The sequence below is a fragment of the Stenotrophomonas sp. 89682_Sma genome (assembly GCF_056481405.1).
This window is the reverse complement of record NZ_CM151147.1, coordinates 2,567,452-2,590,801: the sequence shown is the minus strand read 5'-3', so window position 1 is coordinate 2,590,801 and position 23,350 is coordinate 2,567,452. Positions and strand designations below refer to the sequence as shown.

The window sequence follows — 23,350 nt, the reverse complement described above, 5'->3', positions numbered from 1 at the left end:
CTGCTAGCGTGGGCAGACACGAACGTGGCGGTGGTGCGGAACATGGATGGAAGGCGCTGGGATCGCAATCGCATACTGACGCTACTGGCGGCAACCCTGCTACTGGTGGTGGTGGCCTATTGGGGCGTGACCTTGTCTGCGGTGGCGCCCACGGCGGCGGCCAGCGAAACGCATGCAGAGGCTCCTGCACGGCCCCTGTTCGATGCGGTAGCCAGCCTGCCGCTGGTGCGGTTGCTGTCCCCGGGTGCGGTGCAGACCGACGTGGTCGTGCTCGGTGTGATGGCCGGCGACCACGCGCCACTGGCCCTGCTTTCGGTGGATGGCCGTCCGGCGGAAGCGTATGCGCCCGGCCAACGACTCGGACCCTGCACGGTGCTGGCCAGCATCAGTGCCAGCGCGGTCGAATTGAACCAGGCCGGGCAATCGCGCAGCCTGCCGGTGCCCGAGCTGCCGCCGATGCCGAGCGATGGCATCGTGCCGGCCGGCTTGTAGAGCCGAGCCCGCGCTCGGCTGCTCCTGCGCGGTATCTCCGATGATTGCAAAGACTGCCGAGCATGGGCTCGGCTCTACAAAGGCGCTGGCTCAGCGCGCTGGGCGCTGCGGCACCACCGAACGCCCGAAGGCATCACCCATGCGCTGCCGTGTGCCCTCCAGGTTGTACTGCATCAGCAGGTTGCCGGGCTGCCGCATCACGCGTTCGGCTTCAGGCAGCGCCGGTGACTTCGCCGATTTCGGCGCCGGGGCCAGTTTGCGTTGCAGGCACTCCCAGGCGGGGATGCGCTCCCCGTTGACCTGTACTTCGATGCACGGCGCGTCATCGTCCTGCTTCTTCGCCTCTTCGGCCCAGGCCGATGGCAACGCCAGCAACAAGGCAAGGGCGAGGGCAGGGCGAACGCCCGCCTTCAACGGCTCACTCATCTCGAATCTCCTGCGACAACCGACGTTCTGCAATGAAGACGTGTGGCGAGGGCAGTCTCCGCCCGCGAGTGTTCCGGCGCTGTCAAAAGATGACAGTGCTGTCACAAAACTGTTGGCGGTTTTGACGCGACGTGCACGTCCTGTTGGTAGACCCACGCGCCGCTCCCTGGCCACTCCCTTCGATACGACGCGATGCCTTCGATGACTCCTGTTCCGTGCCGAGCCGTACGCCTTCCGCTGCGCCTGCATCCGCTGGTGCTGGCCCTGGCCGCGATGCCGCTGCCATTGTTCGCGCAGGAGGTGGCATCTGCGCCCAGCGTGAACATCAATGAATACATCGTGCGCGGCAACACCGTGCTCGATCCGCGCCAGATCGAACGCGCGGTGGAGCCGTTCCTCGGCTTAGGCAAGACCCTGGCCGATGTCGAAAAGGCGCGCGATGCCGTCCATGCGTTGTACCAGCAGGCGGGCTACCAGTCGGTCTACGTCGAGCTTCCCGAGCAGCAGGTCAGTGGCGGCGTAGTGCTGTTGAAGGTGCAGCAGACGCCGATCGGCCAGCTGCGGGTGGTGGGCACCCGCCACGAATCGCCCGAACGCATCCGCGAACGCGTGCCGGCGCTCGCCGAGGGCAAGGTGCCTGATTTCGATCAGGCGCAGAAGGAACTGACCGCGCTCAATGAAGGCGGACGTCGTCAGGTGATGCCCTTGGTGCGGGAAGGCCAGGTGCCGGGCACGATGGATGTGGACCTGCAGGTCGAGGAGAAGTCGCCGTGGCGCGCCAGTGCGGCGCTCAACAACGACCACAGTGCCGACACCGAGAAGCTGCGCCTGAGTGCCTCGCTGGCCTACGACAACCTGTGGAAGCGTGGGCACAGCGCCAACATCGGCGTGTACCTGGCGCCGGAAGACACGAAACAGGCCAAGGTGTTTTCGGCCTCGTACACGATGCCGTTCGAAGGCACGCCGTGGAGCCTGGAAGCGTCCGGCTACAAATCCGACAGCCGCGTGCTGAACGCGGGTGGGCAGGTGGGTACCGGCACCGGTACCAACGTGATCGGCAACGGTCACTCGATCGGCCTCAAGCTCAACTATCGCCTTGCCGGCAGCAGCCAGTGGTGGCGCCAGCTCAGCCTTGGTGTGGATTTCAAGGACACCGAGGAAGACACCCAGATGGGCAAGGACAGCCTGAAGACGCCGCTGAAGTACGCGCCGATCACGCTGGCATTTGTCGGTGTGCGCCAGGGCGAGCAGGACCAGTTGAGCATCAACACCCAGCTGGTGGCCGGCACCCGTCGGCTGTTCGGCTATGGCAGCGATGCGATCGGGTTCGGGCAGAAGCGCTACTGGGCCGATCCGAGCTTCGTGGCGTTCAAGGCCGACGTAGCCAACACCCATACCTTCGGCAGCGACTGGCAGTGGTATGCGCGCGGCTCGCTGCAGATGACCGATGCGCCGCTGGTGTCGGCCGAGCAGTTCGCCGCCGGTGGCATGTACACCGTGCGCGGCTACCTGTCGGCCGAGGCGATCGGCGACTACGGCGGCCTGGCCAGCCTGGAGTGGCGAACCCCGGCGTGGTCGCTGTGGAGCGGTACCGACCTGCGTGTCTACAGCTTTGCCGATGCGGCCTATCTGCGCCTGCGCCAGCCGCTGCCCGAGCAGCGTGACAAGTACAACCTGGCCTCGGTCGGCCTGGGCGCGCAGCTGCGCCTCGGCGAACACCTGCAGCTGCGCCTGGACTACGCCTGGCCCTACGCCGATGGCCCGGTCACGCGCAAGGACGACCCGCGCCTGCATTTCAACATCAGCACCAGCTACTGACCCTTTCCTTGAACATGCGTTCTCCGGAGACCCTTCGCATGGACCGTTTGCTTTCCCGAGTATTGCTGCTGCTGGCCGCGCTGGTCGCGTTGCCCGCCGCAGCGGCCGACGCCAACTGGTGGCAGGCCGAATGGAAGTACCGCAAGCCGATCACCGTCGACGCCGGCCCGCAGGGCGCGGGCCTGGCCGGTGACCCAGGACGCACGCCGCTGTTGCTGCGCCTGCATACCGGCAACTTCGGTTTCGACGGCACCCAGGACGCGGGCAACGACCTGCGCTTTGTCTCGGGTGATGGCCGCACCGTGCTGGCCCACCAGATCGAACAGTTCGATCCGAAGCTGGGCCTGGCCCTGGTCTGGGTGGACGTGCCGTCGGTGAGTGCCGCTGCGCCGCAGACGATCTGGATGTACTACGGCAACGAAAAGGCGCCGGCCAGCGGCAATGGCCAGCAGGTGTTCGACCCGGACTACACGCTGGTCTACCACTTCGCCGAGGCCAATGCGCCGGCACGCGACACCACCGCCTACGGCAACAATGCCGGTGCCGTGGTGCCCCCTGCCGAGGGTTCGGTGATCGGCCGTGGCGTGCAGCTGGGTGCCGGTTCGCTGCCGCTGCCGGCCAGTGCGTCGCTGGCCCAGGAAGCGGGCGCGCCGCTGACAATCTCGGCCTGGATCAAGCCGGGCAGCAACAACGCCGCGCAGGCGATCTACGCCCGTCGTGATGGCGCGTACGAGCTGGTGCTGGGTATCGAAAACCGGGTGCCGTTCGTGCAGCTCAATGGCCAGCGCAGTACGCCTGCGCAGCCGATTCCGGAAGGGCAGTGGGCGCATGTGGCGCTGACGGCGGAGAAGGGCGCGTTGCAGCTGTACCTCAACGGCCGTGTGGTGGCCCAGCTGAGCGGCGAGCTGCCGGCACTGGGTACCGCGCCGGTGGTCGGCGCCGATGCCCCGGGTGCGGCGCAGCCGCTGGCCAACTTCGAAGGTGCGCTGGATGAGCTGCGCGTCTCGCGGGTGGCACGCCCTGCCGCGCTGCTGCTGGCCGACGCCACCGCGCAGGGCGCCGATTCACGCCTGATCAGCTACGGTGCCGACGAGCAGTCGGCCGGCCAGAGCCACTTCGCCTTCATCCTCAAGGCGATGCCGTTCGATGCCTGGGTGGTGGTCGCCATCCTTGGCCTGATGATGCTGCTGTCGTGGGCGATCATGATCGCCAAGAGCCGCCACTTCGGCCGTACCAGCAAGGCCAATGCGGTGTTCACCGAGAGCTTCGGCAAGCTATCCGGTGTGCCGCTGCGCACCCTGTCGGACATGGATCGGCAGGGCAAGGCACCGACCGCCATGCACGATGGCTCGTTGTGGCGCATCTACCAGGTGGCCATCGATGAAATGCAGCAGCGCCACCAGCGCGACGGCAACAGTGGCTACCTGAGTGGCGCCACCATTGCCGCGATCCGCGCCTCGATGGATGCGGTGATGGTGCGCGAGCAGGAAGCGATGGCGCGGCGCATGAACTGGCTGTCGACCACCATCGAAGGTGCGCCGTACGTGGGCCTGTTCGGCACCGTGATCGGCATCATGCTGGTGTTCGTGGTGGCGGCAATGGCCGGCGCGGTGGACATCAACTCGGTGGCCCCGGGCATGGCGGCGGCGCTGCTGTGCACCGCAGCCGGCCTGGGCGTCGCGATCCCGGCGCTGTTCGGCTACAACTACCTGGGGGCGCGTGCCGAAGCGATCGGCGCGGACATGGCGGTGTTCATCGACGAGTTCGCCGCGCGCCTGGCCGAAGAGCAGGACGGGCGCGGCCCGGCCGCGGTCCAGGGCTGAGGGGCGCGCCATGGGCCAGAAGGCGAAGTTCGGCATCAAGAAGCGCGAGAAGGGCATCAACGTGACGCCCTTCGTCGACGTGCTGCTGGTGGTGCTGGTGATCTTCATCCTGACCAGCAACGCCTCCATCCCCGGCATCGAGGTCAACCTGCCGAAGGCCAGCAACAGCGTGGCCCTGGAAAAGCCGAAGACCAAGGCGATCACCATCGACCCCAGTGGACAGGTGTTCCTGGATGCCTACCCGGTGACGATGGCCGAACTGGAAGACCGCCTGCGCACCGAACGCGCGACCACGCCGGATTTCCCGGTGATCGTGCGCGGTGATGCGCAGGTGCAGTACGCCCGCGTGGTCGAGGTGCTGGACCTGCTGCGGCGGCTGGAGCTGGCCCAGGTCGGCCTGGTCACCGGCAAGGCGCAGGGCTGAGGCATGACGGCCCATCAACCCCCTCGGCCGGAGCCCGGCATGCGCGGTCGCCAGTTGCTGGTGACCGTCGCGCTGGTGCTGGCCGCGTTGCTGGTGCTCGGCATCGCCGTGTGGTGGATGCTGTTCAAGGACACTGCCAGCACCCGTCGGCCGGTGGTGCAGCCGCCGATGCTGGCGCTGCCGCCGCCCCCTCCGCCGCCACCGCCGCCGGAGAAGCCGCCGGAACCGGAAACGCCGCCAGAAGAGACGATGCCCGAACCGGAGCCGCTGGATCAACCGACGCCGGCAGAAGAGCCGACGCCGACGCCGGACAATGCCGATCCGGTGACGATGAACGCCGATGCGCAGGCCGGTGGTGACAACTTCGGTATCCAGTCCGGCAGTGGTGGCGGTTCGTCCGGCGTTGGCCGTGGTGGTGCCGGCAACGCTACCTACGGCCGCTACCTGGGCTACCTGATGCAGCAGGCGATCTCGCGCGACGACAAGGTCAAGCGCCTGGCGTTCCAGCTGCAGGTGAATGTGTGGCTGGCCAACGACGGCCGCCTGGAAAAGATCGAACTGGTGCGTGGCAGTGGCAACGAGGAGGCCGACGCGGCCGTGCTCGATGCACTGCGTCGCATCGGCAAGGTCGACCAGGCACCCCCAGCGTCGCTTGATTTCCCCGCCCGCGTGCTGATCCAGGGCCGCCGGCCCGGGGCCTGATTCCCGACCTCCGTGATTTCCCTTCTTTCGATGAGAACCGTGATGAACGACCACGTCCGCGCACGAACCGACTCCCGCCGCCCGCGGCCGGCCCGACGGGCGCTGCTGTGCTGCGCCGTGCTGCTCAGCCTGGCCGCCCCGGCCGGTGCGATGGCCGCCGAAACGACCATGGTCAAGCTGATCAAGGGCCTGATCGCCAGCGGCGCGCTGAAGCCCGAAGACGGCCAGGCATTGCTGGTGCAGGCCGAGGCTGAAGCAGCGGCCGCCCAGCGCGGTGCAGCCACCGCACCTTCGGCCGCCAGCGGTGGCGTGGCCCTGGAGGCTGGCGACGTGCGCGTGCCCTACGTGCCGCAGAGCGTGCGCGACGGCATTCGTGACGAAGTGCGCCAGGACGTGATGGCGCAGGCCAAGTCCGAAGGCTGGGCGGCACCGAACGAAGTGGCCGAATGGACCAAGCGAATCAAGGTCACCGGTGACATGCGCGTGCGCAGCGAGTCGCGCTTCTTCTCCGAACGCAACAGCGACATCGTGAGCAACTGGTCGTCGATCAATTCCGGCAACGGCTTCGACACCAACACCAACACCAACCTGCAGCTGCCGCCACTGCTGAACACCCGCCAGGACCGCCGCAACCTGTGGCGCATCCGCGCGCGCCTGGGCATCGAGGCAACCATTGGCCAGCACACCACGGCCGGCGTGCGCCTGGCCAGCGGCAGCAGCAATGGCCCGGTGTCGACCACCGAGCAGCTGGGTGGCGGCCTGAGCAAGAAGGACGTGTGGCTGGACCAGGCCTGGCTGGCCTACAGCCCGGCTGACTGGGTGACGGTGCGTGGCGGCCGCTTCGGCAATCCGTTCTGGACCAGCGACACGCTGTTCTCCAACGACCTCAACTTCGATGGCCTGGCCGCGAACCTGAAGTATGACTTCGACGATGGCGACCTCGACCTGTTCGGCAACCTCGCGGTGGTGCCGCTGGAGTACACCTCCGACAGCTCGCCGAGCCAGAGCAAGGTCAAGACTCCGAACGAGAACAAGTGGCTGTCCGGTGCCCAGGTGGGCGTGAACTGGCGCTTCAACGACGACAACGCGGTGCGTGCCGCGCTGGGCTACTACGACTTCAAGAACATCAGCGGCCGGCTGTCCTCAACGTGCTCGCTGTATTCGGGCGCGGTAGGCTGCGACACCGACTGGTCGCGCCCGGCGTTCATGCAGAAGGGCAACACGCTGATGCTGATCCGGAACATCGCGCGCAATCCGCAGGACCCGGCCGGTACGCCGACCCCGCAGTATGTCGGCCTGGCTTCGGCCTTCCGCCTGGCCACGCTGAACCTGCGCTGGGATACACAGCTGGCGCAGGGCATCGGTCTGCGCCTGGACGGCGATTACATCCGCAACCTGGCCTACGACAAGCAGGCCATGTTCAGCCGCGCCCAGAACGGCATCGTCAACAACTACGGCGCCGGCGATACTGTCGGCATCGATACCTTCCGTAGCGGCGACACCGCGTGGATGGTGCAGGCCACCTTCGGTGCCACCGAGCTGAAGGAGAAGGGTCAGTGGCAGGCGCTGCTGGGCTACAAGCACATCGAGGCCGATGCGCTGCCCGACGCCTACAACGATCCGAACTTCCACCTGGGCGGCACCAACGCCCGCGGCTACTACGTGGGCGGCGCCTACGCGCTGGATGCACGCAGCTGGATCAGCGGCAAGTGGATGGCGGCCAAGGAAGTGTCCGGCGCGCCGCTGTCGATCGACGTGTTCCAGCTGGAGTTCAATACCGGCTTCTGAGTGGCGGCGTGATGCGGATCACGTCGTGCGTGGCGGGGGCGCAGCGATGCGCCCGTCTAAGGAAAGGAGACCACGCGTTGCACATAAGGAGGAGTGGATGAGCCGTCGCAAGCTGTTCGAGAGTCCCGAACCGTCCAGCCAGTCGCTGGGCATCGGGCCGGCCTACGTCTCGGTGGAGGGGTTGCGCCAGCACCTGGCGGAGTTCCTGCTGTATGCGGGACGACCGGTGGTGATCATGCGTGGGCGCAGCGAAGTGGGCTATTTCCTGCCGGCGCGCTGCTGGCGCCAGCGTGACGATGATCCGCTGGCGGCGGCCGCCGCCGACCAGCTGCTGGATGCGGCCGGTTTCCAGGCCGAGGACATCCAACAGGTGGAGCAGGAATTCAACGCGATGCGCCAGCGCACCGTGCTGCATTCACGGCGCTGAGTGGCCGCCGGGCATGGCCCGGCGTTACCCGATGGCCCCGCGCCGCTCCGGTAGCGCCGGGCCATGCCCGGCGAGCGTCGCTAGTAGATCCATGCCATGCGTGGATGGGGTTACGCGGCGGCCCCGCGTTCACTGGTGATGCGCGCACCCTCACGCATCACCAACGTAACCGGGGTCTTCTCCACCACCTCCAGCAACCGCTGCCACTGCGCCTCGCTCAGCTCGGCGCTGGCATGCAGCACGCGGTGCACATGGAAGCGACCATCCGCGTCACGTTCAGAGCGCAGCTCGGCATGGAACTCGCCCAGCTCCCAGCCCTTGCGCTGCGCGTACATGCGCAGGGTGATGGCGGTGCAGGCCGCCAGCGAGGCCAGGTAAAGGTCGAACGGTGCGAAGCCCTTGCCCTGGCAACCCAACGAGGCGGGCTCGTCCGCATCCACATCGAATGTGCCGTTGCTGATGTGGTGCAGGTAGTTGTCGGCGGTCGAAACAATGCGTGCGTAGGCCATCACGTTCTCCAACTGTCTATAGCGTCGAGCCATGCTCGACCGTTCCCAAGGGCGGCGCCAGCCAGGGCCGGCGCCGCCACGCAATCACTCGGTACGATCGTACGAGAACTGGATGCCCGCCGTACCGCCGGTTTCAATGAAAAGGTTCATGAAGGCCGGCACCATTTCCGAACGGGCCCAGTCGCGCTGCAGCTCGCAGAACAGCTGCGGCACGCTGATCAACTGGCCACCGGCCTGTTCGATGCGGCGCAGCGCGGCATCGTGCGCGGCCAGCGAGGTACCGCCGACGGCGTCGACCACCACATACACCTCATAACCTTCCTTCAACGCATCCAGCGCCGGGAAGGTCAGGCAGGCCTCGGTCCACAGCGCAGTCATGATCAGCTTGCGGCGTCCGGTGGCTTCCACCGCCTTGCGGAACTCGACGTCCTCCCAGGAGTTGATGGTGGTGCGGTCGTAGGTGGGGTAGTCACCCAGCACTTTGCGCAGCTGCGGAATCGGCGGTTTGTTCAGGCCGGTCTTGACGTTCACCGTCGAATGCACGATCGGCAGCCTGTAAGCCACCGCGGCCTTGGCGGTGCCGACGATGTTGTTGACCAGCAGCTGGCGGTCCATCGAGGCGATGGAGTTCACCTGCACCGGCTGGTAGTCGATGATGATGAAAGCGGAATTCTGCGGGGTCAGCAGGTGGTCGCTGGCCGGGTCGCGGATCGGTTCACTGGACACGGTGGGTCTCCTGTTCGGGGGCGTGCCGGCGTTCGGCCGGCAGCGGGGCCACTCAGCTGCGCTGCGAATCCAGCTGTTCGTGGTTCTTCTGCACGTCCTGCGCCATCAGGTAGCTTTCGATCAGCAGCTGGTAGTTCGGGAAGATCTTCGTGTAGACCTCGGCCCACTGCTGGGCATCGTCGCGGTTCCAGGTGCGCTGGATCTCCGAGGCCACTGCAGCAGTGTCCATCGGCACCACGCCGGCCTGCACCACGCGGGCCAGGGTGATCTCCTCGGCCATCTTCGAGTAGGTACCCGACGCGTCGATCACCGCGAACACCTGGTAGCCATCGGCGACGGCGGCGATCGACGGGAAGGCCATGCACACGCTGGTGATCGTGCCGGCAATGATCAGCTGCCTGCGGCCGGTGGCCTTCACCGCAGCAACGAACTCCGGGTTGTCCCAGGCGTTGATCTCGCCCTTGCGCGGCACGTACTGCGCATGCGGGGCCGCGTCGTGGATCTCCGGGATCAGCGGGCCGTTCGGCCCCTGCGGAACCGAGGCGGTGGTGATCACCGGCATCTTTGCCAGCGTGGCCATCTTCGCCAGCGCGGTGGCGTGGGCACGCACGCTGGTGAACGGCATGTCACCGATGGTCTGGAACAGGCCACTCTGGTGGTCGATCAGCAGCATCGCGGCATTGTCCGGATCGATCACCGGGCGGGCACCGTTGAAGTTGGCGGGTGTACTCATGGTCATTCTCCTGGGGAGGGTGGGCGATGGCCCGATGGTTGTGGCGGGCCGCAGCCCGCCGCGTTGAAGTGTTCAGTGCGCGATCTGCCCGAAGCGGCCGCTGTTGAAGTCGTTGACGGCCTGCGCGATCTCGGCCTGGCTGTTCATCACGAACGGGCCGTAGCCCACCACCGGCTCGTCGATCGGCTCACCGCTGAGCAGCAGCACGGTCGCATCACTGTCGGCGTCGACGAACACGTCCTCGCCGCTGCGGTCGAAGGTGACCAGCTGTGCCTCGCCAACCGGCTGGCCCGCGTTGATCCGCACCGTGCCCTTCAGCACCACCAGCGCCAGCGTGCGGCCCTCGGCCACCGGCAGTTCGGCGTGGTGCCCCTGCTGCAGGCGGATGTCCCAGACATCCAACGGCGTGTGGGTGTGCGCTGGGCCGGCGTGGTTGCGGAAGAGGCCAGCGATGACACGGACGCGACCGGCGCCATCGGGCAGATCCACGGAGGGAATCTCTGCGTCAAGCAGGGTCTGGTAGCCCGGTGCACCCATCTTGTCGCGTGCCGGCAGGTTCACCCACAGCTGGACCATGTCCAGGGTGCCGCCGCGCCTGCTGAATTCCGGCGTGTGGAATTCCTCGTGGAGGATGCCGGAGGCCGCGGTCATCCACTGCACGTCACCCGGGCCGATGGTGCCGCCGGCGCCGGTCGAATCGCGATGTGCGACCTCGCCCTCATAGACGATGGTGACGGTCTCGAAACCGCGATGCGGATGCTGGCCGACGCCGCGCGGCGTATCGCTGGGCGCGAAGGTGTAGGGGCCGGCGTAATCCAGCAGCAGGAACGGGCTCAGGTGCTGGCCGTGGGTGTTGTAGGAAAACATCGAGCGGGCGGGGAAGCCGTCGCCCACCCAGTGCGGGCGGGGGGCGCTGTAGGTACCGGTGACACGCTTCATGGCGATCTCCTGGCCGGGGTCGCCGGCCGCTGTTGCTCGTTGCGAAGACGATATCGCCGCGACAATGGGGCCGGTAGACGCCAATATTTGCCGTCATAGTCCTGTTTGGTGAACAATGGTTGCAGGCCATGGGCCGCAGGAGATCGCCCCGTGTTCATCGCAGATATCCGCCGTTGTGACCTCAACGACCTGTTCTACTTCGCCATGGTGGTCGAGCACGGCGGCTTCTCGCAGGCCGGCCGGGCGCTGGCCATGCCGAAGTCGAAACTGAGCCGGCGCATCGCGCTGCTGGAGGAACGGTTGGGCGTGCGCCTGATCCAGCGTTCGACCCGGCGCTTCTCGGTCACCGAGGTCGGCCAGGACTACTACCGCCATTGCAAGGCGATGCTGGTCGAGGCCGAGGCGGCCGAAGAAGCGATTGCGATGTCACGCGCCGAGCCGCGCGGTACCATCCGCCTGGCGTGCCCGATCGCGATCCTGCATGCGCGCATCGGCACGATGCTGGCCGATTTCCTGGCCCTGCACCCGCAGGTGACGGCGCAGCTGGACGCCACCAACCGGCGCGTCGACGTGGTGGGCGAGGGTGTGGACGTGGCGATCCGGGTGCGGCCACCCCCACTGGAAGACAGTGACCTTGTGGTGCGCGTTCTGGCGCGGCGGGTCTGGTGCACCAGTGCAAGTCCGGTGTTGTTGCAGCGGCTGGGCACGCCGCAGGTGCCGGCCGACCTGGCGATGATGCCGACCGTCGATCTGGCATCGCCCAGCCAGCAGCATGTCTGGGAATACACCGGGCCCGACGATGTGCTGGCCAGCGTGCACCATCGCCCGCGGCTGGTCAGCGATGACATGATCGCGTTGCGCACGGCCGCGGTGGCCGGAGTGGGCCTGCTGATGCTGCCGCGGATGATGATCAGCGACGAGCTGGCCAGTGGCGCGCTGGTGCCGGTGCTGCCGGAGTGGGTGCCCAAGCACGGCATCGTGCACGCGGTGTTCCCGTCGCGGCGTGGGCTGCTGCCGGCGGTTCGCGCATTGATCGATTACCTTGCAGAGCGTTTCGAGGCGTTGGATGAACCGTAGGCTCCGCATCCACGCATGGCGTGGATCTACTGGATCCGCAGCCGCCTGGTAGATCCACGCCATGCGTGGATGATCCTGGTGCCGCGCGACGGGACTTTGCTTGCCGCCTGCGGCCGCCCAGCCCACAATCCACGTCCGGACCGTCGCCATCACGCCCATCATTCCCCGGTCCGGCCTTGGCACCTATGTCTCCCAATGCCCTGGCGCTGGTCGAGTTGCTGATCCGCGAGCGCCGTGCGTTGTCTCGCTTCATCGCGCGCTATCTCGACCCGGCCAGTACCGAGGACACGCTGCAGAACCTGTACCTGAAGGCCAGCAGCGTGCCCGGCGATCCCCCCATCCTCGAGCCGCGCGGTTATCTGTACCGGATGGCCTACCATCACGCGCTCAACCGCAGCCAGGCGGATGCCCGCGAGCGGCGCGCGATGGCCGAGTACGCCGTCGACATGGCCGATGCAGGCCATGATGGCGAGGCCCAGGCGCTGGACCAGGCGCAGCTGCGCGAGATCACCCAGACCATCCTTGCCTTGCCGGCGCAGGTACGCGAGTGCTTCGTGCTCAACCGGTATCTGGGCCTGAGCGAGCGCGAGATCGCAGCCCGGCTGGGTATTTCCAAGAGCCTGGTCGGCAAGCATGTGCTGCGCGCGGCACTGTTGATCCAGCAGCACCAGCAGGGAACACGCCGATGAGCCGCGATTGCCGTGGGCAGATCGCGCCCGCCGTTGTCACAACAGGAAGGCGCACCCGTTCGCGGTGCGGCAGGCCACAACCATGACCACGTCCGAACCCTCGCCGCGTCAGGCCAGGCAGGCGTTGCGCTGGGTGATCCGGTGCAGCGCAGGCCCGCTGCCGGAACGCCAGCAACGAACCCTGCAGCGCTGGCTGCAGGCCGATCCCCGCCATGCGCTGGCATGGCACCAGCAGCAGGCCTTCTGGCAGGGCCTGGATGCCGCCGGGCCGGACGTGCTGGCCGCGCTGCCAGGATTGACGGCTGATTGCCAGGGGTTGCGTCCGATCGCGCCGCGCCGCCGCCTGCCGTGGCTGTTGGCCAGTGCAGCCGCAGTGGTGCTGATGGTTGCCGCTGCGCCACACGCGCTGTTGCTGGCGCGCAGTGACCTGCGCAGCAATGATGCACCGCGCGTGGTGCAGCTGGACGACGGCAGCACCGCCGTACTTGACGCTGGCACCGCACTGGCGATTGAGTTCGATGGCCAGCAGCGCCACCTGCGCCTGCTGCGCGGCCAAGCCTGGTTCCAGGTGGCACACGAGGCGCGCCCGTTCCAGGTCGAGGCGGCGGGCGGCCTGGTCCGTGACATCGGTACCGCCTTCAGTGTGTCGATGCTGGATACCACGGTCACCACCCAGGTCAGCGAGGGTGTGGTCGACGTGCGTCCGGGCGATGGCAGCGTGCAGCGCCTGCATGCGGGGCAGTCACGCGTGTTCCGTGACGGTCGCTGGCTGCAGCCAATGCAGCTGGAAGATGCCGAGACCATGGCGCCGTGGCGGCGTGGCGAGGTAGTGATCGACGATCAGCCGGCCGCCCAGGCCATCGCCGATCTCGGCCGCTACCGGCGTGCCCCGGTCTGGGTGGTGGGCGGACAGGGCGCACGCGTACGGGTCAGTGGCCTGTTCCATCTGCAGCAGCCCGAAACGGCCATCGACGCCGTGGCCGCGCAGGCGGGACTGCGGGTTCAGCGCTTGCCCGGTGGTGCGTTGCTGGTGTGGTGAGGCGCCTGCGGCGCAGCGCACAGCTCGCCACATGAAAAAAAAATGAAAAAACCGTGGGCACTCGCTGTGCCCCGCTGTCTATAGAGGTATAGCCAGAGCGAAACACCGTTTCTCCTCAAGCCAGACACACCACCGGCACCGGATGTGCCCGTGGTTCCGCCACGCTTGAGGAGTTCCTGTCCATGCCGTCCACGGCATCCGCCTGTCATCGTCGCGCCACCGTCCTGGCCCTGGCCATCTCCACCGCATTGCTGCCGCTGGCCTGGGTGCCGGCCGTGCAGGCGCAACCGGCGGTCGTCGCGCCGCTGCGCCAGTACGCCATTCCGGAGCAGCCACTGGCTGATGCTGTACGTACCTTTGGCCGCCAGGCCGATGTGCAGGTGGTGTTCCGCAGCGACCTGGTGGAGGGCCGCCGCTCCAGTGCAGTGCGTGGTGAGTACAGCCAGATGCAGGCCCTGCAGCAGCTGCTGCGCGGCAGCGGCGTACGCGCACAGCGCGGCCTGGACGGCACCTGGAGCCTGCGGGCCGCAGCGGACGCGGGTGAAGGGGAAGGGGTGCGGGTGACCGAGACGCTTGACGTGGCCGGTCGCCTGCAGTCGGAAGGGGGGGAGGCGCGTGATCGGCGCGGCTACGATGATGTGTTCGCGCTGGACCTGACCACGGCGTATTCGGGGCGCGACCGGGTGGAGCGCTATCGCGGCTCCAACCCGGCCGACGTGGTCAAGGATCTGGTCGGTGTGTTCAGTGGCGATGCTCGCAACAGCGGCGCGCTGGACATCAACATCCGCGGCATCCAGGGGCCGGGGCGGGTGCCGGTCAGCATCGACGGCGGCGAACAGGCGCTCACGGTCTGGCGCGGCTACAACGGCGTGAGCAACCGCAACTACATCGATCCCAACCTGATTGGTGGCATCCAGGTCATCAAGGGGCCAGGGCTGGTGCGCGATGTGCACAGCGGGATCGGTGGCGCGCTGGTGATCAAGACCATCGATGTCGATGACATCGTTGCGGCCGGCGAGCGCTTCGGCGGGGAGCTGAAGATCGAAGGCAGCAGCAATGCCGTGGCGCCGCGCCTGCCACGCCTGCACACCGGCGAGGATTACCGCACGGTGCCGGGGTTCCCGCAGGGCTCGCCGAACTCGCCCTATGACGACCGCACCCTGGTGGTGCCGGTGAAGTCGCGCAGCGGCAACAACCCCTTCGATGGCGAAGACCAGGCCTGGCGGTTGGCACTGGGCGTACGCGGCGACAACGTCGACCTGATGGCAGCCTATGCCTGGCGCAAGCGCGGCAACTATTTCTCCGGGACCCAGGGCAGCGCCTACTACGACCAGGACCGGCGTGAGCAGTTCGAGTACCAGGGCATCGACTACATCACCACGCTGGCGCGTTACTTCAAGCCGGGCGATGAAGTGCCCAATACCTCCAGCGAACAGGAGTCCTGGCTGGTCAAGGGCAGCTGGCAGATCAATGACGACCAGCAGCTGAAGGCCACCTGGCGGCGCACGCTGTCGCACTACGGCGAGATCATGCCGTCGCGCATCCTCTCGGCGCCGGACTATGGGCGCATCCAGTGGCCGCTCAGTCGGGTTGCGTCCGATGCCTGGAACCTGGAATACCGCTTCCAGCCGGCCGGCAGCCGCTGGCTGGACCTCTACGCCAACCTGTGGCGCACCGAGACGGAAAGCGATACCTACACCGCAGGCGGCTTCCCGAACTTCGCCCCCGGCAATCCGGACTGGAATGCCGGTGCCAGCCCGATCCTGCGCAACACCGCGTTGGCGAATGCGAGCAACGACCGTACCGGCCTGACCCTGAGCAACCGCTTCGCTCTGCATTCCACCCTGGACCTGACCGTGGGCGGCAACTGGCAATACGAGAAGCTCGGTTCGCGTGACCCGTATTTCGGCCCTTCCGATGGTTGGCGCATGTACCCGCGTGCCGGCCGCCGCCAGGAAGGCGAGGGCTACCTCAACCTGGAATGGCGCCCGTTCGAGTTCCTCACCCTCAACGCCGGCGTGCGCTACAGCCGCTACTGGGCGTTCGACGACTTCCTGCAGGCGCATCCGGAACTGCAGACGACCTCGATCGTGCCGCGCGAAGCGCAGTACCGGGTGAATGAACTGCCGCCGCGGCCGGACAGCCTGCAGGGCGAGATCGACGCACTCGAGAGCGAGCGGGAATTCTGGGACAGCATCGGCATGGGCTGGATCGTCGATCAGTCGCTGGCCGACCTGCTGCGCAAGTACGAGACACCCAGGGAGGTCCAGCACGGCATTCCCTGGTTGCCCGATGCAAACGGCAACTACGGCCGAGCCACCAATCCCTGCCTCAACGGCCAGGTCGCCGCCATCCCCGGGTTGCTGCCGATGGTCCTCGGCACCGACATCCGCTGCAGGATCGGGGGCGGGGCGATGCAGTCGGTGGCCGGGCGCAACGAACGGCACCGCGATCACGCCTGGTTGCCGACGTTCTCGGCGACGGTGCGTTTCTCGCCGGCCGCTCGTGCCTATCTGCGCTACAGCGAGGCGGTGCGCTTCCCCAGCATGTTCGAAAGCACCATTGCGTTCTCCAGCAGCCTCAATCCGCTGTATCCACTCAAGCCGGAGCATGCCTACAACTACGAGCTGGGGTACGTGCACAACCTTTCCGGGCTGTTCGGCAACACCGCCGATGCCGACGTCAAGCTGGCCTACTACGTGCACAAGACCCGCAATGTCATCGAACGTGATGCGTATTTCATGTTCGACAACATCGACAAGCAGACCATCCGCGGCATCGAGCTGCAGGCGCGCTTCGACAACCGGCGCTTCTTCACCGATCTGGGCATCAGCCGCATCCTTGAAAACGAAGTCTGCGATGAAAGCTCGGCGGTACGGCTGGATGCGGACCAGGGGCGGGTGCCCAACTGCGTCCAGGATGGCTTCGTCAGCGGCTATCTGCTGACCCAGGCCACGCCGAAGCTGTCGGTGAACTGGTCACTCGGCACCCGCCTGTTCGATGAGCGCCTGGAGCTGGGCAGCCGCATCGTGCACTACCAGCGGCACGACAATCCGGACCTGCAGGCCTACCGCGACCGCCTGATCGCCGGGGGCAGCAGCCTGCTCTGGCAGAACGTGCCCTTCACCTGGGGAAACATCACCACGGTGGATGCCTACGCCCGCTGGCGCTTCAACCAGCACGCCAGCGTCGAGCTGGTCGGCAGCAATCTCGGCAACCGCTATTACGTCGACCCGGCAACACGCTCAACGCTTCCGGCACCAGGCCGCACGATCAAGCTTGGCATCACCGCGCGCTTCTGAGTCCGCATTCGACAGGGAGAATCAACCGTGAAACAGCCCCGCACCCTTGTACTTTCGATCGGCCTGCTGGCTTCCATGCCGGTCATGGCTGCCGACATCGCTGGCGGGCAGAGCCCGGCCCAGGACGGCGTCCATTACATCAACGCAGGCGAATCGACACTCAATGCCGGTCCGCACCGTTCCGGTCGCGCAGGCATTTCGTTGGGGCCGTATGCCAACGCGGCGCGAGTGGACGTGGCCAGCCTGGCGCCCTACGCCACCACGGTGGTGCGTGGCGCAACCACGGTCCGCACGCTGGGCCCGGACGCAGGCCTGCCGTTCGCCACCGCTGGCGTGGGCCACTTCAGCTTCGTGCAGGTGGGCAATGCAGATGTCTGGTTCGGTGAATGGTCATCCAGCGGCGCGCAGGCGGGCTTCAATCACCGCCAGGTGTTCTTCGTCGGTGACCGTGCCGGTACTTCGCTGCCAGCAGGCATCGTGACCTACACCTTGGCTGGCATCAACCGCTTTGATGGCAGCGGCGTGCTGGAAGGTGCACTGCGGGCGAATTTCGATACCGGCACCGTCACCGCCGGCCTGGTCGGGACCGGATACAGGCTCGCCGCGAGCGGCACGCTGGATCGCGCCACCGGTGCGTTCAGCGGTTCGGCCATCGCCAATGGTTCGATCATCGGTACCAGCAGCGGCCAGTTCTTCGGCGCCGGTGCCAGTGCGGTGACCGGCATCGCAACCTTTGCCGGCAACAGCCAGTTCGATACGTCCTTCGGCGGTCAGCGCAACTGATCCGCCGCCGTTCCTTTTTGTGTTGTACCCGTAGTTCCCTCAACCCAAGGAGCAATACCATGAAAATGATCAACCGTTCCCTGTTGGCCGTCGCCGCTGCACTGGCCCTGGCCGGCACTGCGCAGGCGGCCGACATCGTCGGCGCTGCCAGCCCGGCGACCGATGCGCAGCTGTACGTCAAGGTGGGTGCGTCGGAAGTCAACGGCGGCCCGCACTCGGCCGGCAAGGCCGGTATCGGCGTTGGCACTGTGTCCAATGCCAAGCCGGTCGATTTCCAGGGCCTGGCGGCCTACTCGGCCCCGACCACCGTCAATGGTGTCACCGTACGCACACTGGCCATGCCGATCACCGGTACCCCGGGCAGCCATTCCGGCATGGGCCACTTCAACTTCGTCAAGGTCGGCAGCGGCGATGTGTGGTTCGGCGAGTGGTCCAAGGATGGCGCCGCTGGTGGCTTCAACAACCGCCAGGTCTATTTCGTCGGTGACCGTGCCGGCACCACGCTGCCGGCCGGCGTGGTCACCTACAGCGTGGCAGGCCTGAACAAGTTCAATGGCAGCAACCTGCTGTCGGGTACCTTCCGCGCCAACTTCGGCAATGGCACCCTGCTCGGTGGCCTGAGCGGTGGCGGCCTGTCGATCAACGTCAACGCCAACATCAACAGCGCCAACGCCTCGTTCGCCGGCACCGCCACCGCCAACGGCAGCGTTGCCGGCACCACCCAGGGCCAGTTCTTCGGCGCCAACGCGGCCACCCTGGCCGGTATCGCCACCTTCAGCGGCAACAGCCAGTACGACACCGCCTTCGGCGGCAGCAAGAACTGATCGCCACGCCCCTGACGGGGCAGGGCAGGGACAAGCCGCGATCCGCCAGTCCCTGCTTCGGCCCGGTGTACGCCCCACCACGGATCGACCATGCGCCCCCCCATCTTTCTTCTCGTCCTGCTGTTGGCCGCCGCCGACGTGCGCGCCCAGCAGGACGATCTCCGTCGTGTGCTGGAACAGCGCACCGAACTGCGCCACCAGCAGGAGGACCAGCAGCGCCTGCAGCAGGCAGAGTCGGAGCGGCCGACCATCACCATCGACGGCCAGACGCTGCGCGTGGAGCGCACCGTCGATGATCTTGGCCAGGCCCTTTACCTCTCTCTGCAGCATCAGCAATGGCAGGCCGCCGCTGCGTTCCTCGAGGAGTACATCGAACTGCCGGGGCATGACCCCCTGCTGCGCCACTATGCGCAGGGGGCGCTGGCGCGGGTGGCAGGCGACCATCGTCGCGCGGCGATGGAGTACGAAGCGCTGCTGGCGGCGCAGCCGGATTTCCTGCCGGCCCGCCTCGAGCTGGCACGTGTCTATGCGGAAGACCAGCGCGATCGCGATGCGGCCGCGCTGTTCACAGCCATCGCTGCAGGCATCAATGCCGATGATCCGGCCACGGCCGGCGTCCGCGCGCGCGTGGACGGTTACCTGGGTGCCCTGCAGGCGCGCCAGCGCTGGAAAGGTGCGCTGTCCGCCGGCCCGGCATGGAGTGACAACATCAACCGCAGTTCGGCCAGTCGCACCTGCCTGTTCGGCGTGGGCGACGCCTGCATCATCGAACGGAAACTGCCGGACGCCCAGCGCGCGGCGGGCCTCGACTACGACGCCAGCCTGGAACGGCGCTGGGTGCTCGGCGGGCATCATGGGCTGTACGTGCGCGGCCTCGCCTTCGGCCAGGCATGGCGCGGGCACAGTGCGTACAACGAGCTCAATGCCAACGTGCAGGCGGGTTACAGCTGGCGTAGTGCACGGCAGACCGTGATGCTCGCCCCCAGCTATGACTACCAGGCCCTGGGCAACCATGCGCTGCAGGGCGGCAGCGGCGTGCACGCGGAATCGCAGTACGCCCTGGATGCACGCAGCCTGCTCAAGCTGGAGGCTGACTGGAAGCGCCAGCGCTATCGCCAGCAGGGCCTTGCCAGCAACTACGACGGCGAGCTGGCATCGCTGTACGCCACCTGGTTCCGCGCGCTCAATCCACGCTGGACGGTCTTCGCCGGGCTGGATGTCACCGACAGCAGCGCAGCCGACCCGGCCAACGGCTACCGCCAGCGCGGCCTGCGGCTGGGCGCCGCGCGGCAGTGGAGTGGCACCACGGCCACCGTATTCGTGTCGCTGCGCCAGCGCGACTACGACACCTGGAGTCCGTTGCTGGAGGCGCGCAGGCAGGACGACGAACAGAACCTGATCGCCATCGTGCGCAGCGAGCGCTTGGCCGTGGCCGGGCTGGTACCCAGCCTGAGCCTGCGCTACGCGCGCATCGACAGCAACGTCGGCTGGCTGTACAGCCACGACCGCAGCCTGCTCAGCCTGAAGTGGGAACGGGCCTTCTGAACGCGGCGTTGCAATGCCGCGGTGAACGCGCCGTGGCCGCGACCTTCATCCATCATCACGCGCTCTTGTAGCCCGGTTCGCGCATCCTGCGGGCGTTGCGGCAGAGCTGGGCCGCGTGTATCGAGGAGCGCCGGTCGTGCTGGAAGCGGGCAACAAACCAGAGGGCCTGAAAGGGCTGCGTGTACTGGTGGCGGAGGATGAATTCGCCATCGCGATGTTTCTGGTCGACTATCTGGAGCTGAAAGGCGCACAGGTGGTGGGGCCTGCCGGCGACCTGCAGGCGCTGGGGCGGCTGGTCGGTATCCATCCCATCGATGTGGCATTGCTGGATATCAACCTGGGAGGTGAGCAGGTCTATCCGCTGGCCGATCGGCTGGCCGAGGCGGGTATCCCCTTCCTGCTGACCTCCGGTTACGACGACAACCTGCCCAGCCGCTTTGCCAGCGCGCCGCGCTGTACCAAGCCTTATCACATCGAAGCGCTGGTGCAGCAGCTGGCCGCGCTGGTGGCGGCGCCGCAGGTCTCTGCGGGCATTGCCTGATTGCGCGGCATGTCGCGCCGTCCTGAAGACATCCACGCCGCCAAGCTGCGTGGCCAGATGCCACCTGCACCGCAGCTGCATGTGCGCCACGATGGCATGGCCGCGCGCATCGCCCGCCACGACTGGGCATCCACGCCGTTGGGTGCCTGCGAGCAGTGGCCGCCCCACCTGCGCGCCACCGTCGACCTGATGCTGGCCCATGGTTTCCCGATGATCGTGCTGTGGGGTGAGCAGCTGGTGCAGCTCTACAACGATGGCTATGCCGAGATTCTGGCCGACAAGCATCCCGGCGGGCTCGGCCAGCCGACCCGCGAGTGCTGGCCCGAGGTCTGGCATATCAATGGACCGATCTACCAGCGCGTCTGGCAGGGCGAAACCATCACCTACGAGGACAAACTCTACCCCCTGGCGCGCCGCGGGCGGTTGGAGGATGTCTGGTTCACCATTACCTACAGCCCGATCCGTGGCGAGGAAGGGCGCATCAACGGCGTGCTCGTGACCATGTTCGAGACCACAGCGGCGCATGTGGCCCAATCGGCACGCGAGCGCGAAGAGCAGAAGCGGCGGGAGGCGGACCGGCGCCTGGCATTGGCCTTCAAGGTGCTGCCGGTGGGCGTCTGCATTGTCGACACTGAAGGGCGCCTGCAGCTGTCCAACGACCAGATGCGTGCCTATCTGCCCAGCGGCAAGGTGCCCTCCACGGATGAGGTGAACCTGCATCGCTGGCGTGGCTGGCATGCGGACGGCAGCGCCATCGGGCCGGAGGATTTCGCCATCGCCCGTGCGATGCGCGGCGAGACCGTGGTGCCGGGGCTGGAGTTCCAGTATCTGCATGACGATGGGCGCGCGCGCTGGACCCGGGTCGCGGCCGCGCCCCTGCGCGATGGCGACGGTGAGGTCAGCGGCGTATTTGCCATCGCCGTGGACATCGACGATCTCAAGCGTGCCACCGAGCGCCAGTCTGTATTGCTGGCCGAACTGCAGCACCGGGTGCGCAACATCATGTCGACCATCCATGCCATTGCCTGGCGGACCCGCGAGTCGGTCAGCAGCGTGGATGAATACGCTGAACGGTTGTGCGGGCGACTGATGTCGCTGGCACGCACGCAGAGCCTGCTGACCCGTGGCGCCAATGCCGGGGTCTGCCTGCGTGGCATGATCGATGAGGAGATCGCGGCGCTGAGGCCGGCAGCGGCCGCCTACCGCCTGCAGGGCGAGGACGTGTTGCTGCCGCCGAAGGCGGCCGAAGTGCTGTCCCTGGCGATCCACGAATTGGCGACCAACGCCCTGCGGCATGGCGCACTGAGCCATGAGGATGGCCGGATCGAGGTGACCTGGCACCTGCAGGTGCAGGGCGGGCAGCCGTGGCTGGGGCTGCACTGGTGTGAACGCCATGCCGCTGTGGAAGACTGGGAGCTGCCCCGGCAGCGTGGGCTTGGCCGGGCGCTGATCGAGCAGCGCGTGCCCTATGAACTGGCCGGCAGCGGTGAACTGCGCTTCGACCCGCAGGGACTGGATGCCTGGATCCGCTTCCCGCTGCGCGAGCGTGACAGCCTGCTGCAGACCGATGCGCCGTGCGCTGCGGCGGACGGCTCCGGCAGGTAAAGGTTCATTTATATCCAATTTGACCAAATTGGGTATAGTGGCCATTATCCACCCTACCCGGAGCCGTGCCATGACCCTGCCGCTGGATCTGCCTGGCCTCGAAAAGGCCCCCGCGTCGTCGGTGAAGACCCGTGGCTGGCCGAGCCTGATGCGCACCGTGCGCGAGAAGCAGGCGCTGGTCATCACCAACCACAACCACCCCGAAGCGGTGATCGTGGACATCCGCACCTACCAGGAACTGCTGGCCAAGGCCGCTGGCGGCGATGCCCGTGAGCGCAGCGAAGAACTGCTGCGCCTGCGCGGTGAGTTTGACCAGACCCTGGCCAGCCTGCAGCGCGGGGAGGGGCTGGGCAAGGTGCTGGGCCAGCCGATCCGCCGCGGTCGCAAGGTCACCCTCGGCCGTCCGCTCTGACCGATGGGGCGGATCCTGGTGCTTGCCGGCGTCAATGGCGCCGGCAAGAGTTCGCTGCTGGGTACCTGGCTGGAAGCCGAAGGGCTGGGCTGGTTCAACCCCGATTCGTTCACCCGGCGCCTGGTGGAGGCCGGCTGGCCGCTGCCCGATGCCAATGCGGAGGCCTGGCAGGAAGGCACCCGCCGCCTGCGTCAGGCCATGGCTGATGGCACGGACTTCGCCTTCGAGACCACGCTGGGCGGCAACACCATTCCAGGCCTGCTGCGCGAGGCCTGTGAGCAGCATCATGTGGCGGTATGGTTCTGCGGCCTGGCCAGCGTCGAGCTGCACATCGCCCGCGTCGCTGCGCGGGTAGCGGCCGGTGGCCACGATATTCCGGTGGAGAAGATCCACGCCCGCTTCGATTCGGCGCGCGAGAATCTGCTGGACCTGCTGCCACACCTGGCCGAGCTGCATGTCTACGACAACAGCGCTCCCGCCGACGCCGACGGCTGCGTCGAGCCGCTGCCGGTGCTGGCGATGGCGCATGGCCAGCTGCAGTACCCGGTCTCGGTGGCCGAGCTGCTGCATACGCCGGATTGGGCCAAGCCCATCGTGATGCGTGCGATGGAATTGAACACCTCGGATTAGATCCACGCCATGCGTGGATACCTTTCACACATCGCGCGAAACCGCGCCGTGCACGACTGCCACCGGGGCTGCGATTAGACTGACCGCACACTCAAG

23 protein-coding genes are annotated in these 23,350 nt (G+C 67.0%); 18 read left to right on the top strand and 5 right to left on the bottom strand.

The genetic code is table 11. The features are described from left to right. Window positions 1-42: 42 nt before the first annotated feature. Entirely contained in the window at window positions 43-492 is a 450-nt protein-coding gene (locus ACZK29_RS11985) for a general secretion pathway protein (protein ID WP_111203640.1), read from the top strand. Between the two features lie 90 nt (window positions 493-582). On the opposite strand, the gene ACZK29_RS11980 is transcribed toward ACZK29_RS11985, so the two are convergent. Beyond that, entirely contained in the window at window positions 583-918 is a 336-nt protein-coding gene (locus ACZK29_RS11980) for a hypothetical protein (protein ID WP_478446054.1), read from the bottom strand. Between the two features lie 201 nt (window positions 919-1,119). Here ACZK29_RS11980 and ACZK29_RS11975 point away from each other — a divergent pair, with 201 nt between their 5' ends. The 6 genes from ACZK29_RS11975 to ACZK29_RS11950 all read left to right on the top strand — a co-directional run bounded on the left by ACZK29_RS11975 (window position 1,120) and on the right by ACZK29_RS11950 (window position 7,900). Beyond that, on the top strand, window positions 1,120-2,736 hold the full coding sequence (locus tag ACZK29_RS11975) for a ShlB/FhaC/HecB family hemolysin secretion/activation protein (protein WP_111203587.1): 1,617 nt from the start codon (window positions 1,120-1,122) through the stop codon (window positions 2,734-2,736). Between the two features lie 38 nt (window positions 2,737-2,774). Then, a complete protein-coding gene (locus ACZK29_RS11970) occupies window positions 2,775-4,559 on the top strand; it encodes a DUF2341 domain-containing protein (RefSeq protein WP_478446053.1) in 1,785 nt (594 codons plus the stop codon). 10 nt (window positions 4,560-4,569) lie between these two features. Further along, complete coding sequence (locus tag ACZK29_RS11965) at window positions 4,570-4,983, top strand: ExbD/TolR family protein (RefSeq protein WP_005409874.1); 414 nt, start codon at window positions 4,570-4,572, stop codon at window positions 4,981-4,983. Window positions 4,984-5,022: 39 nt separating this feature from the next. Continuing rightward, window positions 5,023-5,685 carry a TonB family protein gene (locus ACZK29_RS11960; protein ID WP_478446052.1) on the top strand — a complete coding sequence of 221 codons (663 nt, stop codon included), beginning with the start codon at window positions 5,023-5,025 and terminating at the stop codon, window positions 5,683-5,685. A 42-nt stretch (window positions 5,686-5,727) separates the two neighbouring features. After that, window positions 5,728-7,473: a putative porin gene (locus ACZK29_RS11955; RefSeq protein WP_099523609.1), complete on the top strand. Its 1,746-nt coding sequence runs from the start codon at window positions 5,728-5,730 to the stop codon at window positions 7,471-7,473. 97 nt (window positions 7,474-7,570) lie between these two features. Beyond that, window positions 7,571-7,900, top strand: a complete 330-nt coding sequence (locus tag ACZK29_RS11950) for a hypothetical protein (RefSeq protein WP_049409507.1) — start codon at window positions 7,571-7,573, stop codon at window positions 7,898-7,900. Between the two features lie 110 nt (window positions 7,901-8,010). On the opposite strand, the gene ACZK29_RS11945 is transcribed toward ACZK29_RS11950, so the two are convergent. The 4 genes from ACZK29_RS11945 to ACZK29_RS11930 form a co-directional block, all read right to left on the bottom strand. Then, the gene (locus ACZK29_RS11945; RefSeq protein WP_478447088.1) at window positions 8,011-8,409 is read right to left on the bottom strand and encodes an OsmC family protein; all 399 of its coding nucleotides are present in this window, start codon (window positions 8,407-8,409) and stop codon (window positions 8,011-8,013) included. Between the two features lie 84 nt (window positions 8,410-8,493). Continuing rightward, window positions 8,494-9,135: a hydrolase gene (locus tag ACZK29_RS11940; RefSeq protein WP_478446051.1), complete on the bottom strand. Its 642-nt coding sequence runs from the start codon at window positions 9,133-9,135 to the stop codon at window positions 8,494-8,496. A 52-nt stretch (window positions 9,136-9,187) separates the two neighbouring features. Beyond that, window positions 9,188-9,868, bottom strand: a complete 681-nt coding sequence (locus ACZK29_RS11935) for a hydrolase (RefSeq protein WP_459046868.1) — start codon at window positions 9,866-9,868, stop codon at window positions 9,188-9,190. Window positions 9,869-9,940: 72 nt separating this feature from the next. Continuing rightward, window positions 9,941-10,807: a pirin family protein gene (locus ACZK29_RS11930; RefSeq protein WP_478446050.1), complete on the bottom strand. Its 867-nt coding sequence runs from the start codon at window positions 10,805-10,807 to the stop codon at window positions 9,941-9,943. Window positions 10,808-10,957: 150 nt separating this feature from the next. Between ACZK29_RS11930 and ACZK29_RS11925 the strand changes: the two genes are divergently transcribed. From ACZK29_RS11925 to ACZK29_RS11875, 11 genes are all read left to right on the top strand, one after another. Beyond that, window positions 10,958-11,884, top strand: coding sequence for a LysR family transcriptional regulator (locus ACZK29_RS11925; protein WP_478446049.1), 927 nt, complete (start codon window positions 10,958-10,960; stop codon window positions 11,882-11,884). A 185-nt stretch (window positions 11,885-12,069) separates the two neighbouring features. Beyond that, window positions 12,070-12,573: an RNA polymerase sigma factor gene (locus tag ACZK29_RS11920; RefSeq protein WP_111203595.1), complete on the top strand. Its 504-nt coding sequence runs from the start codon at window positions 12,070-12,072 to the stop codon at window positions 12,571-12,573. 82 nt (window positions 12,574-12,655) lie between these two features. Further along, on the top strand, window positions 12,656-13,612 hold the full coding sequence (locus ACZK29_RS11915) for a FecR family protein (RefSeq protein WP_459046865.1): 957 nt from the start codon (window positions 12,656-12,658) through the stop codon (window positions 13,610-13,612). Window positions 13,613-13,794: 182 nt separating this feature from the next. Continuing rightward, complete coding sequence (locus tag ACZK29_RS11910; protein ID WP_459046864.1) at window positions 13,795-16,914, top strand: TonB-dependent receptor; 3,120 nt, start codon at window positions 13,795-13,797, stop codon at window positions 16,912-16,914. Window positions 16,915-16,941: 27 nt separating this feature from the next. Continuing rightward, window positions 16,942-17,697, top strand: coding sequence for a Slam-dependent surface lipoprotein (locus ACZK29_RS11905; protein ID WP_134958196.1), 756 nt, complete (start codon window positions 16,942-16,944; stop codon window positions 17,695-17,697). 59 nt (window positions 17,698-17,756) lie between these two features. Then, entirely contained in the window at window positions 17,757-18,521 is a 765-nt protein-coding gene (locus ACZK29_RS11900; RefSeq protein WP_478446048.1) for a Slam-dependent surface lipoprotein, read from the top strand. 90 nt (window positions 18,522-18,611) lie between these two features. Beyond that, window positions 18,612-20,066, top strand: a complete 1,455-nt coding sequence (locus tag ACZK29_RS11895) for a surface lipoprotein assembly modifier (RefSeq protein WP_478446047.1) — start codon at window positions 18,612-18,614, stop codon at window positions 20,064-20,066. Window positions 20,067-20,202: 136 nt separating this feature from the next. Next, window positions 20,203-20,607, top strand: coding sequence for a response regulator (locus ACZK29_RS11890; RefSeq protein WP_478447087.1), 405 nt, complete (start codon window positions 20,203-20,205; stop codon window positions 20,605-20,607). Window positions 20,608-20,616: 9 nt separating this feature from the next. Then, window positions 20,617-22,212 carry a sensor histidine kinase gene (locus ACZK29_RS11885; RefSeq protein WP_111203602.1) on the top strand — a complete coding sequence of 532 codons (1,596 nt, stop codon included), beginning with the start codon at window positions 20,617-20,619 and terminating at the stop codon, window positions 22,210-22,212. Window positions 22,213-22,282: 70 nt separating this feature from the next. Beyond that, window positions 22,283-22,624: a type II toxin-antitoxin system prevent-host-death family antitoxin gene (locus ACZK29_RS11880; RefSeq protein WP_478446046.1), complete on the top strand. Its 342-nt coding sequence runs from the start codon at window positions 22,283-22,285 to the stop codon at window positions 22,622-22,624. 3 nt (window positions 22,625-22,627) lie between these two features. Then, complete coding sequence (locus tag ACZK29_RS11875; RefSeq protein WP_024956515.1) at window positions 22,628-23,254, top strand: ATPase; 627 nt, start codon at window positions 22,628-22,630, stop codon at window positions 23,252-23,254. Window positions 23,255-23,350 lie beyond the last annotated feature (96 nt).

What these genes read in the sequence shown, in the direction of transcription:
- ACZK29_RS11970 (WP_478446053.1), top strand. Translation starts at nt 2,775, where the DNA reads ATGGACCGTTTGCTTTCCCGAGTATTGCTGCTGCTGGCCGCGCTGGTC.
- ACZK29_RS11885 (WP_111203602.1), top strand. Translation starts at nt 20,617, where the DNA reads ATGTCGCGCCGTCCTGAAGACATCCACGCCGCCAAGCTGCGTGGCCAG.
- ACZK29_RS11930 (WP_478446050.1), bottom strand. Translation starts at nt 10,807, where the DNA reads ATGAAGCGTGTCACCGGTACCTACAGCGCCCCCCGCCCGCACTGGGTG.
- ACZK29_RS11900 (WP_478446048.1), top strand. Translation starts at nt 17,757, where the DNA reads ATGAAAATGATCAACCGTTCCCTGTTGGCCGTCGCCGCTGCACTGGCC.
- ACZK29_RS11975 (WP_111203587.1), top strand. Translation starts at nt 1,120, where the DNA reads ATGACTCCTGTTCCGTGCCGAGCCGTACGCCTTCCGCTGCGCCTGCAT.
- ACZK29_RS11955 (WP_099523609.1), top strand. Translation starts at nt 5,728, where the DNA reads ATGAACGACCACGTCCGCGCACGAACCGACTCCCGCCGCCCGCGGCCG.
- ACZK29_RS11895 (WP_478446047.1), top strand. Translation starts at nt 18,612, where the DNA reads ATGCGCCCCCCCATCTTTCTTCTCGTCCTGCTGTTGGCCGCCGCCGAC.
- ACZK29_RS11965 (WP_005409874.1), top strand. Translation starts at nt 4,570, where the DNA reads ATGGGCCAGAAGGCGAAGTTCGGCATCAAGAAGCGCGAGAAGGGCATC.
- ACZK29_RS11920 (WP_111203595.1), top strand. Translation starts at nt 12,070, where the DNA reads ATGTCTCCCAATGCCCTGGCGCTGGTCGAGTTGCTGATCCGCGAGCGC.
- ACZK29_RS11880 (WP_478446046.1), top strand. Translation starts at nt 22,283, where the DNA reads ATGACCCTGCCGCTGGATCTGCCTGGCCTCGAAAAGGCCCCCGCGTCG.
- ACZK29_RS11985 (WP_111203640.1), top strand. Translation starts at nt 43, where the DNA reads ATGGATGGAAGGCGCTGGGATCGCAATCGCATACTGACGCTACTGGCG.
- ACZK29_RS11945 (WP_478447088.1), bottom strand. Translation starts at nt 8,409, where the DNA reads ATGGCCTACGCACGCATTGTTTCGACCGCCGACAACTACCTGCACCAC.
- ACZK29_RS11980 (WP_478446054.1), bottom strand. Translation starts at nt 918, where the DNA reads ATGAGTGAGCCGTTGAAGGCGGGCGTTCGCCCTGCCCTCGCCCTTGCC.
- ACZK29_RS11915 (WP_459046865.1), top strand. Translation starts at nt 12,656, where the DNA reads ATGACCACGTCCGAACCCTCGCCGCGTCAGGCCAGGCAGGCGTTGCGC.
- ACZK29_RS11875 (WP_024956515.1), top strand. Translation starts at nt 22,628, where the DNA reads ATGGGGCGGATCCTGGTGCTTGCCGGCGTCAATGGCGCCGGCAAGAGT.
- ACZK29_RS11960 (WP_478446052.1), top strand. Translation starts at nt 5,023, where the DNA reads ATGCGCGGTCGCCAGTTGCTGGTGACCGTCGCGCTGGTGCTGGCCGCG.
- ACZK29_RS11935 (WP_459046868.1), bottom strand. Translation starts at nt 9,868, where the DNA reads ATGAGTACACCCGCCAACTTCAACGGTGCCCGCCCGGTGATCGATCCG.
- ACZK29_RS11910 (WP_459046864.1), top strand. Translation starts at nt 13,795, where the DNA reads ATGCCGTCCACGGCATCCGCCTGTCATCGTCGCGCCACCGTCCTGGCC.
- ACZK29_RS11950 (WP_049409507.1), top strand. Translation starts at nt 7,571, where the DNA reads ATGAGCCGTCGCAAGCTGTTCGAGAGTCCCGAACCGTCCAGCCAGTCG.